The sequence below is a fragment of the Rhodanobacter ginsengiterrae genome (assembly GCF_050026815.1).
Classification (GTDB): domain Bacteria; phylum Pseudomonadota; class Gammaproteobacteria; order Xanthomonadales; family Rhodanobacteraceae; genus Rhodanobacter; species Rhodanobacter ginsengiterrae.
Map to the genome: position 1 here is coordinate 23,511 of NZ_JALBWO010000055.1, position 15,843 is coordinate 39,353.

Here is a 15,843-nt window from a genome sequence, read left to right on the forward strand (position 1 = left end):
TGTACGACATCGCAGCGCGCGTCGGCACCCCCTTCCCCCTTTAAAGCCAAGTTCTGGAGCTTCCATGAATTCCTCGTCGTTGCGCACGCCGTTGTTGTGCCTGGGCCTGCTGGCGCTGACCGCCTGCGGCAAAGGCAAGGAGCAGGGTCCGCCGCAAATGCCGCCGCCGGAAGTGGGCGTGATCAAGGTACAGCCGCAGAATTCGCCGTTGACCCGCGACCTGGTCGGACGTCTGTCCGCCTTCCGCAGCGCGGACGTGCGCGCCCGCGTGGCCGGCGTGGTGCTCAAGCGCACCTATGACGAAGGCACCGACGTCAAGCAGGGGCAACTGCTGTTCCAGATCGACCCGGCGCCGCTGAAAGCCTCGCTCAGTGCAGCGCAGGCTGCGCTGGCACAGGCGCAGGCCACCTGGACCAACAACAGGATCACCGCGCAGCGCGTGCGTGAACTGGCGCCCAAGGGCTATGTGTCGAAGTCGGACCTGGACAACGCACTGGCCGCCGAACGCAGCGCCGCCGCCGCCGTGCAGGCGGCCCGCGCCAACGTCGAGACCGCGCGCATCAACCTGGGCTACGCCAGCGTGACCTCGCCGATCGACGGTCGCGCCGGCCAGCAGCAGGTCACCGAAGGCGCCCTGGTCGGCAATGGCGAAGCCACCTTGCTGACCACCGTCGACCAGATGGACCCGTTGTACGTGAACTTCACCATGAGCGCGGATGCACTGGAGCAGATGCGCCGCGCGCAAAGCGAGGGCAACGTCACCCTGGCCGACCCGAACAAGGCCAGCGTGCAGATCACCCTGCCCGGCGGCAGCAGCTACGCGCAGCCCGGCGTGCTGGACTTCTCCGACACCACGGTCAATCCAGCCACCGGCTCGGTCAACCTGCGCGCCAAGGTGGCCAACCCGAAGCGCACCCTGTTGCCCGGCATGTACGTGACGCTGAAGGCCAATCTGGGCCAGCAGCACAAGGTGTTCGTGTTGCCGCAGCAGGCGGTGCAGCGCGACACGGTGGGTGCGTACGTGATGACCGTCGGCGCCGACGGCAAGGTCGTGCGCAAGGACGTCACCACCACCAACATGACCGGCGGCAACTGGGTCATCAACGACGGCCTCACGGCCGGCGACCAGGTGATCGTTTCGGGCATCCAGAACGTGAAGGCCGGCGCGCCGGCCAAGGCCAGCCCGTGGCATCCCGCCGCCAGCTCGTCATCGAGCCATCCGCCAGCCGCGCCGAACGGCAAGTAACGGAGTCACGACGATGCCGAGTTTCTTCATTGACCGCCCGATCTTTGCCTGGGTGGTGGCGATCCTGATTTCCCTGGGTGGCGTGCTGGCCATCCTCAACCTGGGCGTGGAGTCGTATCCGACGATCGCGCCGCCCTCGGTGACGGTCAGCGCGACCTACCCCGGCGCCAGTGCCGAGACCACCGAGAAAACCGTCACCCAGGTGATCGAGCAGCAGCTGACCGGCATCGACCATCTGCTGTATTTCAGCTCGTCGTCCAGTGCCAGCGGCCGTGCCAGCATCACGCTGACCTTCGAGAGCGGCACCGACCCGGACATCGCCCAGGTGCAAGTGCAGAACAAGGTGGCGCTGGCCACGCCGCGGCTGCCGTCCGAAGTGACCCAGCAGGGCGTGGTGGTGGCCAAGGCCAACGCCGGCTTCCTGATGGTCGTGGCGCTGACCTCGGACAACAAGAACATCGATCGCGACCGCCTCAACGACATCGTCGGCTCGCAGGTGCTCGATCAGATCTCCCGCGTGCCCGGCGTCGGCAGCACCCAGCAGTTCGGCTCCGAGTACGCCATGCGCATCTGGCTGAACCCGGACAAGCTGCAGGGTTACAAGCTGTCCGCCACGCAGGTGCTGGCGGCAATCAAGGCGCAGAACGTGCAGTTCGCGGCGGGTGCACTCGGTGCCGACCCGGCCCTGCCCGGCCAGGGTTTCAACGCCACCGTGTCGACCGAAGGGCGCTTTACCTCGCCCGAACAGTTTGCCGACATCATCCTGCGCGCCAATGCCGACGGCACCACCGTCAAGCTGGGCGACGTGGCACGCATCAGCTTCGGTCCCGGCGGCTACGGCTTCGACACCCAGTACGACGGCAAGCCGATCGGCGCGTTCGCGATCCAGTTGCTGCCCGGCGCCAACGCGCTCAACGTGGCGACCGCCGTGCGCGGCAAGATGGATGAACTGGCGCCAAGCTTCCCGCAGGGCGTGACCTGGTTCAGCCCGTACGACAGCACCGCCTTCGTCACCATCTCGATCAACGAAGTGGTGCACACGCTGATCGAGGCGATCATCCTGGTGTTCCTGGTGATGCTGCTGTTCCTGCAGAACATCCGCGCCACCATCATCCCCACCCTGGTGATCCCGGTGGCGTTGCTGGGCACCTTCCTCGGCATGCTGGTGCTCGGTTTCAGCATCAACCAGCTGACCCTGTTCGGCATGGTGCTGGCGATCGGCATCGTGGTCGACGATGCGATCGTGGTGATCGAGAACGTCGAGCGCATCATGACCGAGGAAGGTCTGTCGCCGAAGGATGCCACCCGCAAGGCGATGGGCCAGATCACCGGGGCGGTGGTGGCGATCACCGTGGTGCTGGCAGCGGTGTTCGTGCCCTCGTCGCTGCAGCCGGGTGCGTCCGGCATCATCTACAAGCAGTTCGCGCTGACCATCGCCGTGTCGATGGGCTTCTCCGCCTTCCTCGCGCTGTCGTTCACACCGGCGCTGTGCGCCAGCTTCCTGCAGCCCGAACACCACAAGAAGAAGAATGTCGTCTTCCGCAAGTTCAACGACTTCTTCGACTGGACCACCAGCAAATACACCGGCCATATCGGCGGCGCCGTGCGGCATGCACCGCGCTGGATGCTGGTGTTCGTGCTGCTGGCCGTGCTCGGCGGCTTCCTCTACACGCGGCTGCCTGGCAGCTTCCTGCCGGAAGAGGACCAGGGCTACGCGCTGTCGGTGATCCAGTTGCCTCCCGGCGCGACCAAGCAGCGCACCCTGGCGGTAATGACGCAGATGCGCGAGATCCTGATGAAGGATCCGGCCGTGAAAGGCGTGCTTCAGGTCACCGGCTTCAGCTTCATCGGTTCGGGTGAAAACGCGGGCATGGCTTTCATCCGGCTGAAGGACTGGGCCAAGCGCGACGGAACGGCGGCCGACTTCATCCAGCGAGCCAATGGCTCCATGCAGCAGATCCACGACGCGCGGATCTTCGTGGCGAACATTCCGACCGTGCAGGGACTGGGCCAGTTCGGCGGTTTCGACATGTACCTGCAGGATCGCAGCGGTGCGGGTCGTGAAGCCCTGACCCAGGCGCGCAACATGCTGCTGGGCAAGGCCAGCCAGGACACCTCGCTGGTCGGTGTGCGCCCCAACGCGCTGGAGGACTCGCCGCAGTTGCACCTGGATGTGGATCGCGTGCAGGCCCAGTCGATGGGCTTGCAGGTGGGTGACATCTACAACGCGATCGGCCTGATGCTGGCGCCGATCTACGTCAACGACTTCACCTATGGTGGCCGCATCAAGCGGGTGATCATGCAGGCCGATGCGCCTTACCGCATGGGTCCGGAGGCGCTGCAGCACATTTTCACGCCCAGCACGCAGACCACCAGCAACGGCTCGCCGGAAATGATCCCGTTGTCCACCGTGGTGCGCGACAAGTGGGAAGTCTCATCACCCTCGCTGACCCGTTACAACGGCTATTCGGCGGTGGAAATCGTCGGCTCGCCGGCGCCGGGACATGCCTCGGGCGAGGCCATGAACGAGATGGAAAAGATCGTCAACAACGATCTGCCCAAGGGCTTCGGCTTCGACTGGACCGGTCAGTCCTATCAGGAAATCCTGTCGGGCAACGCGGCCACCTTGCTGATGCTGCTGTCGATCGTGATCGTGTTCCTGGCCCTGGCCGCGTTGTATGAAAGCTGGTCGATCCCGGTCTCGGTGATGCTGGTGGTGCCGCTGGGCCTGCTCGGCGCGGTGGTGTTCACCCTGCTGCGCGGCCTTCCCGACGACATCTACTTCAAGATCGGCCTGATCACGGTGATCGGCCTGGCCGCCAAGAACGCGATCCTGATCGTGGAGTTCGCGGTGGCCGAGCAGAAGGCCGGGCGTACCTTGCGCGAAGCTACCATCGACGCCGCCCGACTGCGTCTGCGGCCGATCCTGATGACCTCGCTGGCGTTCATCCTCGGCGTGTTCCCGCTGTTCATTTCCAGCGGCGCCGGCGCCAATGCGCGCCATGCGATCGGCACCGGCGTGATCGGCGGCATGCTGTTCGCCACCTTCCTCGGCGTGTTGCTGATCCCGGTGTTCTACGTGGTGGTGCGCCGCCTGCTGGGCGACAAGCTGGACGGCGATACGCCGGCGGCCACGTCATCCCACAACGGCATGCAGTCGTTCGATTCGGATCCGCGTCGCGGTGTGTAAGGGCGAGGAGTGAGTGGAGAGGAGTGAGGAGTGAGAGAAAGGCTCGCTGCTCATCACTTCACGGCAGGACTGAAACAAAAGGCCCCGGTGCAAGCCGGGGCCTTTTGTTTCCTGTTTCACGCTGATGGAGAGGCTTGAGGTTTGGGCTCCATCTCACTCCTCACTCCTCTCCACTCACTCCTCGCTTTTCAGCGCAGGCCGGTTTCCGCCCGCGCGATCACCATGCGCTGGATCTCGCTGGTGCCTTCGTAGATCTCGGTGATCTTGGCGTCGCGGAAGTAGCGTTCCAGCGGCATTTCCTTCGAGTAGCCCATGCCGCCGTGGATCTGCACCGCCTGGTGGCTGATCCACATCGCCGCTTCCGAGGCGACCAGCTTGGCCACCGCCGCCTCGGTGCCGAAGCGCCCGCCGGTCCTTTCGGCCTCGCCCTTGGCCCACGCGGCACGCAGGGTCAGCAAGGTCGCTGCATCGAGCTTGCACTTCATGTCGGCGATCTTCGACTGGGTCATCTGGAAGGTGCCGATCGGCACGCCGAACGCCTTGCGGTCGCGCGACCATTGCAGGGTGGCCTCGTAGGCGGCCCGGCAAATGCCCACGGCCTGCGAGGCGATGCCGATGCGCCCGGCGTCGAGCACGCCCATCGCGATCGAGAAGCCCTTGCCCTCTTCGCCGAGCAGGTTTTCCTTCGGCAACACGTAGTCGGTGAACTCGATCTCGCACGTGGCCGAGGCGCGAATGCCCAGCTTGGGTTCGGTCTTGCCGGCGTGGAAGCCCGGCAACTGGGTGTCCACGATGAAGGCCGACACGCCCTTGGCGCCGATGCCTGGCGTGCTGATCGCGAACAGCACGATGTAGCGCGCCACCGGGCCGGAGGTGATCCAGCTCTTCTTGCCGTTGATCACCCAGTTGCCATCAGCATTTTTGGTGGCGCGGGTATGCATCGCCGACGCGTCGGAACCCGACTGCGGCTCGGTCAGCGCATACGCGCCGATGGCCTCGCCGGTGGCGATCGCACGCACGTATGTCTGCTTCTGTTCCTCGTTGCCGTGCTTGAGGATGCCGTTGCAGAACAGCGAATTGTTCACCGACATGATGGTCGAGGTGGCCGCATCGGCCGCGGCGACCTCGATCACCGCCAGCGCATAGGCGATCGAATCCATGCCGGCACCGCCGTAGGCCTCGGGTACTTCGATGCCCATCAGGCCGAGCTTGCCCATCTCGCGGATGTTCTCCAGCGGAAACTCGCCCTTGGCATCCAGTTCGGCTGCCACCGGGGCGATGCGCTTTTGTGCAAAGTCGCGCGCGATCGACTGGATCGACAGCTGGTCTTCGGTAAAGCTGAAATCCATGGGGCAGCTCCGGCAGAGGGGAAAGCCGACCATTTTAGCCGGGATGGGCCGAATCAGCGACGAGGCTCGCCCAGGACTGTCGTCCAGCGCAATGCGACCGCCGCCCGGGACGCCGGGCGGATCGTCACCGGACTGGATCCTGCTGGCGGGCCATGGGTCCTTGACGCCCCGTGCGATGCGGCCTAGCCTATGCATCTTTATATCGCGATAAAGGGATGCATGATGGATCTGGCCACCGCCTCCAGCGTGTTGCGGCTGCTCGCCGACCCCACCCGGGTGCGTCTGCTGGCCCTGCTGGAAAACGAGGAACTCACCGTCGCCGAACTGGCTGCGGTGCTGCACCTGGCCCAGCCACGCGTGTCCACCCATCTGGCCAAACTGAAGGAAGCGGGCCTGGTCCGCGATCGCCGCGCCGGGGTCTCCGCCTACTACCGTGCCAACAATGAAGGTGATGAAGCGCAGCACGGTCTGCTCAGCTCGCTGCGCGCCAGCATCGACGACGCCTTGCTGCGCGAGGATGCCGCACGCCTGCCCGGCGTGCTGGCCAACCGCGCCCGCGAGGAAGGCTGGGCCGATACCGTCGCCGGCGACATGGAGCGCCATTATTCGCCCGGCCGCACCTGGGAGACGCTGGCCCGTTCACTGCTGCAATTGCTGGGTACCGGCGACGTGCTGGACATCGCTTCCGGCGATGGCATCACGGCCGAACTGCTGGCGCCGCATGCGCATTCGATCGTCTGCGTCGATTCCAGCGAGCGGGTGGTCGAGGCCGCCGCCAAGCGGCTGCGGGCGTTCCCCAACGTGCGCGTGATCGAGGGCGACATGCATGCGCTGGAACTGGGCGAACAACGCTTCGACCTGGTGCTGATGCTGCATGCGCTGACCTATGCCGAACACCCCGCCAAGGCGGTCGCCGAGGCCGCACGCCTGCTGCGCCCCGGTGGTCGACTGCTGGCGGTGACGCTGGGCCAGCACGACCACGGCAAGGCGGTCGAGCCGTTCGATCACCGCAATCTCGGCTTCAGCAGCGAACAGTTGGATGGCTACGCGCGGGCCGCCAAACTTGACGTATTGAGTTGCACCCGGCTCAGCCGCGAACGCAAGGCGCCGCATTTTGAAGTGATCAGCCTGCTCGCGCGCAAGCCGGACTGAGCAAGCCCGATCAAGCAAGCCGGACAGCGGCCGATCCATTCGTTTCACCAGGAAATCCCATGAGCACCCTGCCCTGGCTCCACCCCGAACGCGTCGCCCTGCTGGAGCAGGCGCTGCGCCAGCGCATCCTGATCCTCGATGGCGGCATGGGCACCATGCTGCAGGCGCACGAGCTGGACGAGGGCGGCTTTCGCGGCGAGCGCTTCGAGCATGGCCATGACGGCCATGCCCACGCGCACGATCATCCCGGCTGCGACCTCAAGGGCAACAACGACCTGCTCACGCTGACCCGACCGGACATCATCCGCGGCGTGCACGACGCCTATCTCGAAGCCGGCGCCGACCTGATCGAAACCAATACCTTCAATTCCACCCGGATCAGCCAGGCCGACTACCAGCTGCAGCAGCTGGCGCACGAGCTGAACCTCGAAGGCGCCCGGCTCGCCCGTGCCGCCTGTGACGCGATGACGGCGAAGACGCCGGAAAAGCCGCGCTTCGTGATCGGCGTGCTGGGCCCCACCAGCCGCACCGCCTCGCTGTCACCGGACGTCAACGACCCGGGTTTCCGCAACGTCACCTTCGAGGAGCTGGCAGAGAACTACACCGAATCCGCCAACGGCCTGATCGAGGGCGGCGCCGACGTGATCATGGTCGAAACGATCTTCGACACGCTGAACGCCAAGGCCGCCCTGTTCGCGCTGAGCGAGTTGTTCCACCAGCGCGGCGCACGGATGCCGGTGATGATCTCCGGCACCATCACCGACCGCTCCGGCCGCACCCTGTCCGGCCAGACTGCCGAGGCGTTCTATTACTCGGTGCGCCACGCGCGACCGCTGTCGGTAGGCTTCAACTGCGCGCTCGGTGCCGATGATCTGCGCCCGCATATCCAGACCCTGGCGAATCTCGCCGAGAGCTACGTCAGCACGCATCCGAACGCCGGCTTGCCGAATGCCTTCGGCGAGTACGACGAGACGCCCGAGCACATGGCCAGCGTGATCGGCGGGTTTGCCCGCGATGGTCTGCTGAACCTGGTTGGCGGCTGCTGCGGCACCACCCCGGCGCATATCAAGGCGATTGCCGAGGCCGTGCGCGATTGCGCGCCACGGGCGTTGCCCGTGCGTGACGCGGAGGCCGCATGAACGCGCCTTTGCTCCTCCCCCTGCTCGCAGGGGGAGGTCGGGAGGGGGTAAAGCTCTTGACCTTCATCTCAAAAGCCAGATCAAAAGCTTTACCCCTCCCCAGCCCTCCCCTGCAAGCAGGGGAGGGGGTAATTGCATGGTGTCGCCACTCATGAACACCCGTCACACCCGCCTGTCCGGCCTCGAACCACTGGTCATCACGCCCGACCTGCTGTTCATCAATGTCGGCGAGCGCACCAATGTCACCGGCTCGGCGCAGTTCAAGAAGCTGATCAAGGAAGACCGCTACGACGAAGCCGTCGAAGTCGCCCGCCAGCAGGTCGAGAACGGCGCGCAGATCATCGACATCAACATGGACGAGGGCCTGATCGACTCCGAGGCGGCGATGACCCGCTTCGTCAACCTGATCTCGTCCGAGCCCGACATCGCCCGCGTGCCGTTCATGATCGACTCGTCCAAGTGGACGGTGATCGAGGCCGGCCTGCGCTGCCTGCAGGGCAAGGGCATCGTCAACTCGATCTCGATGAAGGAAGGCGAAGCGGCGTTCCTTGAGCAGGCGCGCAAGGTGCAGCAGTACGGCGCCGCCGCCGTGGTGATGGCGTTCGACGAGCAGGGCCAGGCCGACACCTGCGAGCGCAAGGTGGAAATCTGTTCGCGCGCCTACGAGTTGCTGACGAAGGAACTCGACTTCCTGCCCGAAGACATCATCTTCGACCCGAACATCTTCGCCATCGCCACCGGCATCGAGGAACACAACAACTATGCGGTGGATTTCATCGAGGCCACCCGCGAACTGAAAAGACGTTTCCCGGATTGCCACATCTCCGGCGGCGTCTCCAACGTGTCGTTCTCGTTCCGCGGCAACAACATCGTGCGCGAGGCGATCCACTCGGTGTTCCTGTACCACGCGATCCGCGCCGGCATGGACATGGGCATCGTCAACGCCGGCGCGCTGACGATCATGGACGACATCGACCCGCCGCTGCGCGAGCGCGTCGAGGACGTGGTGCTCAATCGCCGCGACGATGCCACCGAGCGGCTGCTGGAGATCGCCGACAACTACAAGGGCAAGCGTGGCGAAGCGGTGGTCGAGACGCTGGCCTGGCGTGAGCAGCCCGTGCGCGAGCGGCTCAGCCACGCGCTGGTGCACGGCATCGACCAGTACGTGGTCGAGGACACCGAAGAAGCACGGCAGATGTCATCGCGCCCGCTCGACGTGATCGAAGGCCCGCTGATGGACGGCATGAACGTGGTCGGCGACCTGTTCGGCGCCGGCAAGATGTTCCTGCCGCAGGTGGTGAAATCCGCCCGCGTGATGAAGAAGGCGGTGGCCTACCTGCTGCCGTACATCGAGGCGGAGAAGCTGCGCACCGGCGACATGGGCAAGAACAACGGCAAGATCATCATGGCCACGGTCAAGGGCGACGTGCACGACATCGGCAAGAACATCGTCGGCGTGGTACTTCGCTGCAACAACTTCGAGGTGATCGATCTGGGCGTGATGGTGCCCGCGCAGAAGATCCTGGAAACCGCGATCGCCGAGAACGCCGACATGATCGGCCTGTCCGGCCTGATCACGCCATCGCTGGAGGAGATGAGCCAGGTCGCGCGCGAGATGCAGCGGCAGGATTTCCACATCCCGCTGCTGATCGGCGGTGCCACCACCTCGCGCGCGCATACCGCGCTGAAGATCGAGCCGCACTACAAGGCCGGCACGGTCTGGGTGAAGGACGCCTCGCGGGCCGTCGGCGTGGCGCAATCACTGGTCAGCAAGGACCTGGTCGAGGACTTCCTGGCGAAAGTGCGCGCCGACTACGCCGACGTGCGCGAACGTCATCGCAACCGCGGCCCCGGCAAACAGCTGGTGTCGCTGGAGAAGGCGCGCGCGCAGCGCTTCCGCTGCGACTGGGCCAGTTACGATCCGCCGCAGCCGAACCGGCCTGGCGTTACCGTGCTCGACGACTACGACCTGTCGACCATCCGCCGCTACATCGACTGGACGCCGTTCTTCCAGGCATGGGAACTGGCTGGCCACTACCCAGCCATCCTCACCGACGAAATCGTCGGTAGCCAGGCCAGCGAACTGTTCCGCGACGCGCAGGCGATGATGGACAGGATCGTCGCCGAGAAATGGCTCACCGCGCGCGCCGTGATCGGCCTGTGGCCGGCCGCCAACATCGGCGACGACGTCGAGGTCTATACCGACAGCAGCCGCAGCGCGCGCCTCGCCACCTTGCGCAGCCTGCGCCAGCAGGCCGACAAGCCGTCCGAACGCCCCAACCTGTGCCTCGCCGATTTCATCACGCCGAAGGAGTTCGCCAAGCCGGACTGGATCGGCGGCTTCGCGGTCACCGCCGGCCTCGGCATCGAGCAACACCTGGCGCGTTTCCAGGCCGACTACGACGACTACTCCTCGATCATCCTCAAGGCGCTGGCCGATCGCCTCGCCGAAGCGTTCGCCGAACACATGCACGAACGCGTGCGCAAGGAGTTCTGGGGTTTCGCGCCGCAAGAGATACTCGACAACGACGCGCTGATCGCCGAGAAATACCGTGGCATCCGCCCGGCACCCGGCTATCCGGCCTGCCCCGACCACACTGAAAAAACCACCCTGTTCGCCTTGCTCGACGTCACCAAAAACACCGGCATCGAACTCACCGAAGGCTTCTCGATGTACCCGGCCGCCGCGGTCTCCGGCTGGTACTACTCGCACCCGGACAGCCAGTACTTCGTGGTCGGCCGACTCGGCAAGGAACAGGTCGAGGATTACGCCAGGCGCAAGGGCTGGACCCTTGCCGAAGCCGAGCGCTGGCTCGCCTCCAACCTCGACTACGACCCCGAATAGCCTTGTAGGAGCGCGCACCTCACGCCGTGGCATCACCGGTGATGTCATTCTTGTGATGACGCAGATGCACGATCAGGTTGTAGATCGAGACAAACACCGGGAAGAAGTTCGAGATGATGCCCACCGAGTCGTTCTTGCCCAGGGTGAAGTACGCCAGCAACAACACGCTGCCGCATACCGACAACCACCAGAATGCCAGCGGCATCACCACCCGCTTGTACTTGCGCGTGTAATACAGCTGCACGAACCAGCGGCTGGTGAACAGCAAGGTGCCGGTGAAGCCGACCATTTTCCACGGTGTCAATTCGAACCGCTGCAGCGCGTGGAGGATGGGAGCGAGGTGGGTACTGAGAAAGTCCATGACGGCGCGCTTTGGCTGAAGGCAGGGGCGCAAGTCTAGCAAGCCCGCCCCGGGGCGCCGTGACCACCGACCGCGCCGCCGCGGCGAAAGGCATTGACCCGCTCCGCGACTATCCCTAAAATTGCGCGTTCTCGGCGGGCGATTAGCTCAGCGGTAGAGCACTGCCTTCACACGGCAGGTGTCGCAAGTTCGATCCTTGCATCGCCCACCACATCCGGATTCACGTCTGAAGCCATCCGCAGGGATGGCTTCTTTCGTTTGTGCCCGGGCAAGGCGCGGGGTCACCCAGGGCCACTCGTCTCCATCGGTTCACTCGGCCATCCGGCTGTTTTCAGGCCGCGGCCATCGCCGTCTTGCCCACATGTAAAATGGCGGTTTTTCAAACAACTATGGCGCAAGTTCCTCAACGGCAAGCTCCTCGACGGAGCGCGGTCCGCGGCCCGATCTTCATTCGCCTGCTGGCGAACCTGGCGGACGTTGACGTTGCGCCATCCACGCCATCGCTGGCGGACCGGCTGGGCCAGTGGCTCGACTGGAGCCATGCGATCGCCTTGTCCACTTCGCTTGACGGCGCGCCGCCGGCGGCGGATCCCGCGGCATCCCGCTCCGACAGCGCCGAACAGGACGAATGCGCGCGCATGCGCAGCTCGCTGACCCGTTCCATCACTGGCGACCGTGCACTGGCCGTCGCCGGGCACCACGGGAAGGCGCAGGCGGAGGAAGTTCGCGCGCAGGAAGCGGTGGACTACGCGGTGTTCCGCCAGCACTACGTGTTGCTCCAGCGCTCGATGCAGGCAGCCACCGGCAACCTGCGCGGACGTCTGCGCGATGCGCTGGTGCCGAGGTCGGCCGGGATGGCACGGCTGGCTGCGGTGGACGCCGCGATGGAGGCGGCACTGAGTCCGCGCGAGCAGGCGTTGCTGGCCCGGGTGCCCGGATTGCTCGGGGGACATTTCGAGCGTTTGCAGCAGGCCGGGCAAAAGGGCCTTGCCGATGCAGCGGCCACCAAGGAAGCCGCATCGACATCGCCGCGGACGTGGCTGGACGTGTTTCGCAAGGACATGCAGAGCGTGCTGCTGGCCGAACTGGATGTTCGTTTTCAACCGATCGAAGGCCTGCTTGCAGCGCTTCGCACCCGCTAACTGGGAAGTCATGTTCAGAAATTTTCTCTATCTCGGTGTGTTCCTGGCAGGTCTTGCCGTCGTGTGCTGGATCGGTGCGGGCTATGTCGGTTCCAACCCACCCGGCGTGATCGTCGCGCTGCTGATCGGCGCGTGTTATCTGGCCGGCGGCCTGGAACTGCATCGCTATCGGCAGGCCACGACCACCCTGACGCAAGCGGTGGCGGACCTGGCGGCACCGCCGCCCCGCCTGCCTGACTGGATCGACCAGCTGCATCCGGACCTGCGCAACGCGGTGCGCCTGCGCATCGAAGGGGCGCGCGCGGCCCTGCCCGTGCCGGTGTTGACGCCGTATCTGGTGGGCCTGCTGGTATTGCTCGGCATGCTGGGCACCCTGCTGGGCATGATGGCAACCCTCAGGGGCACCGGCATGGCGCTGGAAAGCGCCGCCGATCTGCAGGCCATTCGTGAATCGCTGGCCGCACCGGTGAAGGGCCTGGGCTTTGCGTTCGGCACCTCGATCGCGGGCGTGGCCAGCTCGGCCATGCTCGGCCTGCTTTCGGCGCTGTGCCGACGCGAGCGGCTGCAGGCGGTGCAACGGCTGGACGCGAAAATCGCCACGACGCTGCGCATCCATTCGCAGAGCCACCAGCGCGAGGAAACCTTCAAGCTGCTGCTGCAGCAGACCGAGTTGATGCCGACCCTGGTCGATCGTCTGCAGGCGATGATGGCGGCCATCGAGCAACAGAACGTGGCCGCGAGCGATCGCCAGCTGGCCGGCCAGGAAGCCTTCCATGCCCGGACCGAAGCCACCTATACGCGGCTCGCCGCTGCGGTGGAGACATCCTTGAAAGAGAGCGTTGCCGAGAGCGCCAGCGCCGTCGGCGCGGCACTGCAACCGGTCATGGCAGCGACGATGGCCGCTCTCGCCCGCGAAACCGCCGCGCTGCACGGCACCGTGACGCAAGCCGTGCAGCGCCAGCTGGACGGCATGTCGAGCGGACTGGAGACGACCACCACGAACCTGGCCGAACGCTGGAACGAGGCGCTGGCGGAGCACCGCCGCTCGAACGACGCATTTGCGCAGGACCTGCGCAACTCGCTGGATCGCTATGCCGACACCTTCGAGCAACGCTCGACCGGCCTGCTGCAGGATGTCTCCAGCCACCTCGACGCCACCGCGCACAGCGCGGCAGAGGCGTGGACCGCCGCGCTGTCGCATCAGGCAGCGCTCAACCGGGATCTGGCGGCCGGCAACCAGCAGGCGTTGACGTCCACCGCGGCAAGCTTCGAGGCACACGCCGCAACGCTGCTGCGCCTCGTGCAGCAGTCGCATGCCGAGGTGCAGGCCAGGCTGGAAGCGCGGGATGCCGAACGGTTGGCCACGTGGAGTGCATCGCTCGGCTCGATGACCGACGCGCTGGGCGCGCAATGGGAGCAGGCCGGCGAGCAAGCCGCCCGCCGGCAGCATGACATCTGCGACACCCTGGCGCGCACCGCGCACGACATCTCGGCACAGACCAGGGCCCACGCCAGCGACACCATCGCCGAAATTTCGCGACTGGTGCAGGCCGCGTCCGAAGCACCCCGGGCGGCGGCCGAGGTGGTCGCCGAACTGCGCCAGAAGCTTTCCGACAGCATGGTCCGCGACAACGCCATGCTGGACGAGCGCAGCCGCCTGATGGCCACGCTCGACACCCTGCTCGATGCGGTGAACCACGCATCCACCGAGCAACGGGCGGCGGTCGATGCCTTGCTGGGCACCTCGGCGGATCTGCTGGAACGGGTCGGCAGCCGCTTCACCGACCACCTCGAAGCGGAAACCGGCAAGCTCGGCGTGGTCGCCGCCCAGGTCAGCGGCAGTGCGCTCGAGGTGGCCAGCCTGGGCGAAGTCTTCGGCGTGGCAGTGAAGACGTTTGGCGAATCGAACGACATGCTGATGGATCGGCTGCAGGGCATCCAGGAAGCGCTGGACAAATCGCTGGCACGCAGTGACGAGCAACTGGCCTACTACGTCGCGCAAGCGAGGGAGGTCATCGAGCTGAGCACGCTGTCACAGCAGCAGATCATCGAGGAAATGCAGCAGCTCGCCGGCCAGCGCGCGGCCACCCTGGCGGGAAGCGCATGAGCGAGGAGATCGATGGCGTCGAGGAATCGACGGCGCCGATCTGGGCCGCCTTCGGCGACCTGATGTCGGTGCTGCTGGGCGTGTTCGTGCTGATCCTGGTGGGCGTAATCGGCATGCAACTGCAACTGTCGAACCGGCTGCAGGAAGAGGTCAGGCAGCGGCAAGCCGAAGCACAGCGTCGGATCACCCTGGAGCAGGCGCTGGCGGTGCCGCTGGCCGCCGGTCGCGTCACCCTGGTCAACGGCCGCATCGGCATACGCGGCAGCGTGTTGTTCGCGCTGAACTCCGATCAGCTGCAACCGGAAGGGCGCGAGTTGCTGAAGAGCCTGGCCGCACCGCTTTCCGCCTACCTCACTTCGCGCGATGAAATCCTTATGGTGAGCGGCTTCACCGACGACCGCCAGGTGCGCGACGGCAACCGCCAATTCGCCGACAACTGGGAGCTGTCCGCCGAGCGTGCATTGACCGTGACCCGCGCGCTGATCGCCGAAGGCTTGCCGGCCTCCTCGATCTTCGCCGCCGCGTTCGGCTCGCAACAGCCGGTAAGCCCGAACGTCGATGACGCGGCACGGGCACGCAACCGGCGCGTGGAAATTTCACCGGTTCCCCGACAGCCCGCGACGGCGACGACGCATGAGTGATGCCGGCGCGCGTACCCGGGGAATACTCGACGCATGGCGCGACCGGCACGCCGATCGCCTGAACCCGGTTCGATTCCATGTCATCGAGACGCTGCAGCAATGCGCCATGGATCACGTCGGCGCGGCGCGCCGCATTCTGGATGAGCGGCTGGACCGACTGATCGATGCGTACGCCAGGGATCTGCAACAGTCGACCTGCCACGCCAACCCTGTCGAAAGCGCGACGACACCCTGCCCGCGTGCGCGCGGCGCGCTCGGCGACCTGGTCGATGAGCTGGCCACGCGCGCCGCGGCGCGCAGCGACAGTCGGGCCACTCGCCATGCTGCCGCGACGCCCGCCAGCTTTCCCGTCTTGCCGGCGCTCGACGAGTTCCGGGGAATCTGGTCGCGGGTGCGCGCGCAAAGCCAGCTGCGCCAATCGCTCGAACAGATTCCCACCGATGCCGGCCCGCTCAACTCCGGCAGCCTCGTCCACCGTTCACTGACGCTCATGCGCGAGCTTTCGCCTGGCTATCTCCAGCATTTTCTGGCCTACGTCGATGCCCTGGCATGGCTGGAGCAGCTGCAGGACGGTGGCGCGCTCGGCGGCCGGGAAGGCCCGCGCGGCACAAGCTCCGGAAAGCGCACCCGCGGCAAGGACCGCAGTCAGGCCGAGTGAAGCCGGCCTTGTT

The 15,843-nt window shown here is 65.8% G+C and carries 11 protein-coding genes and 1 tRNA gene; 10 read left to right on the forward strand and 2 right to left on the reverse strand.

Translation table 11 applies throughout. The features are described 5' to 3' along the window. Positions 1–64 precede the first annotated feature (64 nt). Together ACQGNJ_RS11185 and ACQGNJ_RS11190 are read left to right on the forward strand one after the other, a co-directional pair. Complete coding sequence (locus tag ACQGNJ_RS11185) at positions 65–1,246, forward strand: efflux RND transporter periplasmic adaptor subunit (RefSeq protein WP_426689325.1); 1,182 nt, start codon at positions 65–67, stop codon at positions 1,244–1,246. Positions 1,247–1,259: 13 nt separating this feature from the next. Further along, entirely contained in the window at positions 1,260–4,436 is a 3,177-nt protein-coding gene (locus tag ACQGNJ_RS11190; RefSeq protein ID WP_426689326.1) for a multidrug efflux RND transporter permease subunit, read from the forward strand. Positions 4,437–4,624: 188 nt separating this feature from the next. On the opposite strand, the gene ACQGNJ_RS11195 is transcribed toward ACQGNJ_RS11190, so the two are convergent. Further along, positions 4,625–5,818: an acyl-CoA dehydrogenase family protein gene (locus ACQGNJ_RS11195; RefSeq protein WP_426689327.1), complete on the reverse strand. Its 1,194-nt coding sequence runs from the start codon at positions 5,816–5,818 to the stop codon at positions 4,625–4,627. Between the two features lie 189 nt (positions 5,819–6,007). Between ACQGNJ_RS11195 and ACQGNJ_RS11200 the strand changes: the two genes are divergently transcribed. The 3 genes from ACQGNJ_RS11200 (at position 6,008) to metH (ending at position 10,921) form a co-directional block, all read left to right on the forward strand. Next, on the forward strand, positions 6,008–6,937 hold the full coding sequence (locus ACQGNJ_RS11200; RefSeq protein WP_426689328.1) for an ArsR/SmtB family transcription factor: 930 nt from the start codon (positions 6,008–6,010) through the stop codon (positions 6,935–6,937). A 59-nt stretch (positions 6,938–6,996) separates the two neighbouring features. Further along, positions 6,997–8,076, forward strand: coding sequence for a homocysteine S-methyltransferase family protein (locus ACQGNJ_RS11205; RefSeq protein ID WP_426689329.1), 1,080 nt, complete (start codon positions 6,997–6,999; stop codon positions 8,074–8,076). A 151-nt stretch (positions 8,077–8,227) separates the two neighbouring features. Next, positions 8,228–10,921 (forward strand): methionine synthase, encoded by a 2,694-nt coding sequence (gene metH / locus ACQGNJ_RS11210; RefSeq protein WP_426689330.1) that lies wholly within the window; start codon positions 8,228–8,230, stop codon positions 10,919–10,921. 19 nt (positions 10,922–10,940) lie between these two features. On the opposite strand, the gene ACQGNJ_RS11215 is transcribed toward metH, so the two are convergent. Next, on the reverse strand, positions 10,941–11,282 hold the full coding sequence (locus ACQGNJ_RS11215) for a lipid-A-disaccharide synthase N-terminal domain-containing protein (protein ID WP_426689331.1): 342 nt from the start codon (positions 11,280–11,282) through the stop codon (positions 10,941–10,943). Between the two features lie 136 nt (positions 11,283–11,418). Here ACQGNJ_RS11215 and ACQGNJ_RS11220 point away from each other — a divergent pair. The 5 genes from ACQGNJ_RS11220 (at position 11,419) to ACQGNJ_RS11240 (ending at position 15,830) form a co-directional block, all read left to right on the forward strand. After that, positions 11,419–11,493 (forward strand) — tRNA-Val (locus ACQGNJ_RS11220). Between the two features lie 178 nt (positions 11,494–11,671). Continuing rightward, positions 11,672–12,424: a DUF3348 domain-containing protein gene (locus ACQGNJ_RS11225; RefSeq protein WP_426689332.1), complete on the forward strand. Its 753-nt coding sequence runs from the start codon at positions 11,672–11,674 to the stop codon at positions 12,422–12,424. Positions 12,425–12,434: 10 nt separating this feature from the next. After that, positions 12,435–14,531, forward strand: coding sequence for a DUF802 domain-containing protein (locus ACQGNJ_RS11230; RefSeq protein WP_426689333.1), 2,097 nt, complete (start codon positions 12,435–12,437; stop codon positions 14,529–14,531). After that, complete coding sequence (locus tag ACQGNJ_RS11235) at positions 14,528–15,172, forward strand: OmpA family protein (protein ID WP_426689334.1); 645 nt, start codon at positions 14,528–14,530, stop codon at positions 15,170–15,172. The genes ACQGNJ_RS11230 and ACQGNJ_RS11235 overlap by 4 nt, the downstream gene beginning before the upstream one ends. Next, on the forward strand, positions 15,165–15,830 hold the full coding sequence (locus ACQGNJ_RS11240) for a DUF2894 domain-containing protein (RefSeq protein ID WP_426689335.1): 666 nt from the start codon (positions 15,165–15,167) through the stop codon (positions 15,828–15,830). The genes ACQGNJ_RS11235 and ACQGNJ_RS11240 overlap by 8 nt, the downstream gene beginning before the upstream one ends. Positions 15,831–15,843: the final 13 nt, after the last annotated feature.

Excerpts from the sequence above, each read along its gene's own strand:
- metH (WP_426689330.1), top strand. The coding sequence starts at position 8,228 with ATGAACACCCGTCACACCCGCCTGTCCGGCCTCGAACCACTGGTCATC.
- ACQGNJ_RS11225 (WP_426689332.1), top strand. The coding sequence starts at position 11,672 with ATGGCGCAAGTTCCTCAACGGCAAGCTCCTCGACGGAGCGCGGTCCGC.
- ACQGNJ_RS11230 (WP_426689333.1), top strand. The coding sequence starts at position 12,435 with ATGTTCAGAAATTTTCTCTATCTCGGTGTGTTCCTGGCAGGTCTTGCC.
- ACQGNJ_RS11240 (WP_426689335.1), top strand. The coding sequence starts at position 15,165 with ATGAGTGATGCCGGCGCGCGTACCCGGGGAATACTCGACGCATGGCGC.
- ACQGNJ_RS11195 (WP_426689327.1), bottom strand. The coding sequence starts at position 5,818 with ATGGTCGGCTTTCCCCTCTGCCGGAGCTGCCCCATGGATTTCAGCTTT.
- ACQGNJ_RS11215 (WP_426689331.1), bottom strand. The coding sequence starts at position 11,282 with ATGGACTTTCTCAGTACCCACCTCGCTCCCATCCTCCACGCGCTGCAG.
- ACQGNJ_RS11200 (WP_426689328.1), top strand. The coding sequence starts at position 6,008 with ATGGATCTGGCCACCGCCTCCAGCGTGTTGCGGCTGCTCGCCGACCCC.
- ACQGNJ_RS11190 (WP_426689326.1), top strand. The coding sequence starts at position 1,260 with ATGCCGAGTTTCTTCATTGACCGCCCGATCTTTGCCTGGGTGGTGGCG.
- ACQGNJ_RS11235 (WP_426689334.1), top strand. The coding sequence starts at position 14,528 with ATGAGCGAGGAGATCGATGGCGTCGAGGAATCGACGGCGCCGATCTGG.
- ACQGNJ_RS11185 (WP_426689325.1), top strand. The coding sequence starts at position 65 with ATGAATTCCTCGTCGTTGCGCACGCCGTTGTTGTGCCTGGGCCTGCTG.
- ACQGNJ_RS11205 (WP_426689329.1), top strand. The coding sequence starts at position 6,997 with ATGAGCACCCTGCCCTGGCTCCACCCCGAACGCGTCGCCCTGCTGGAG.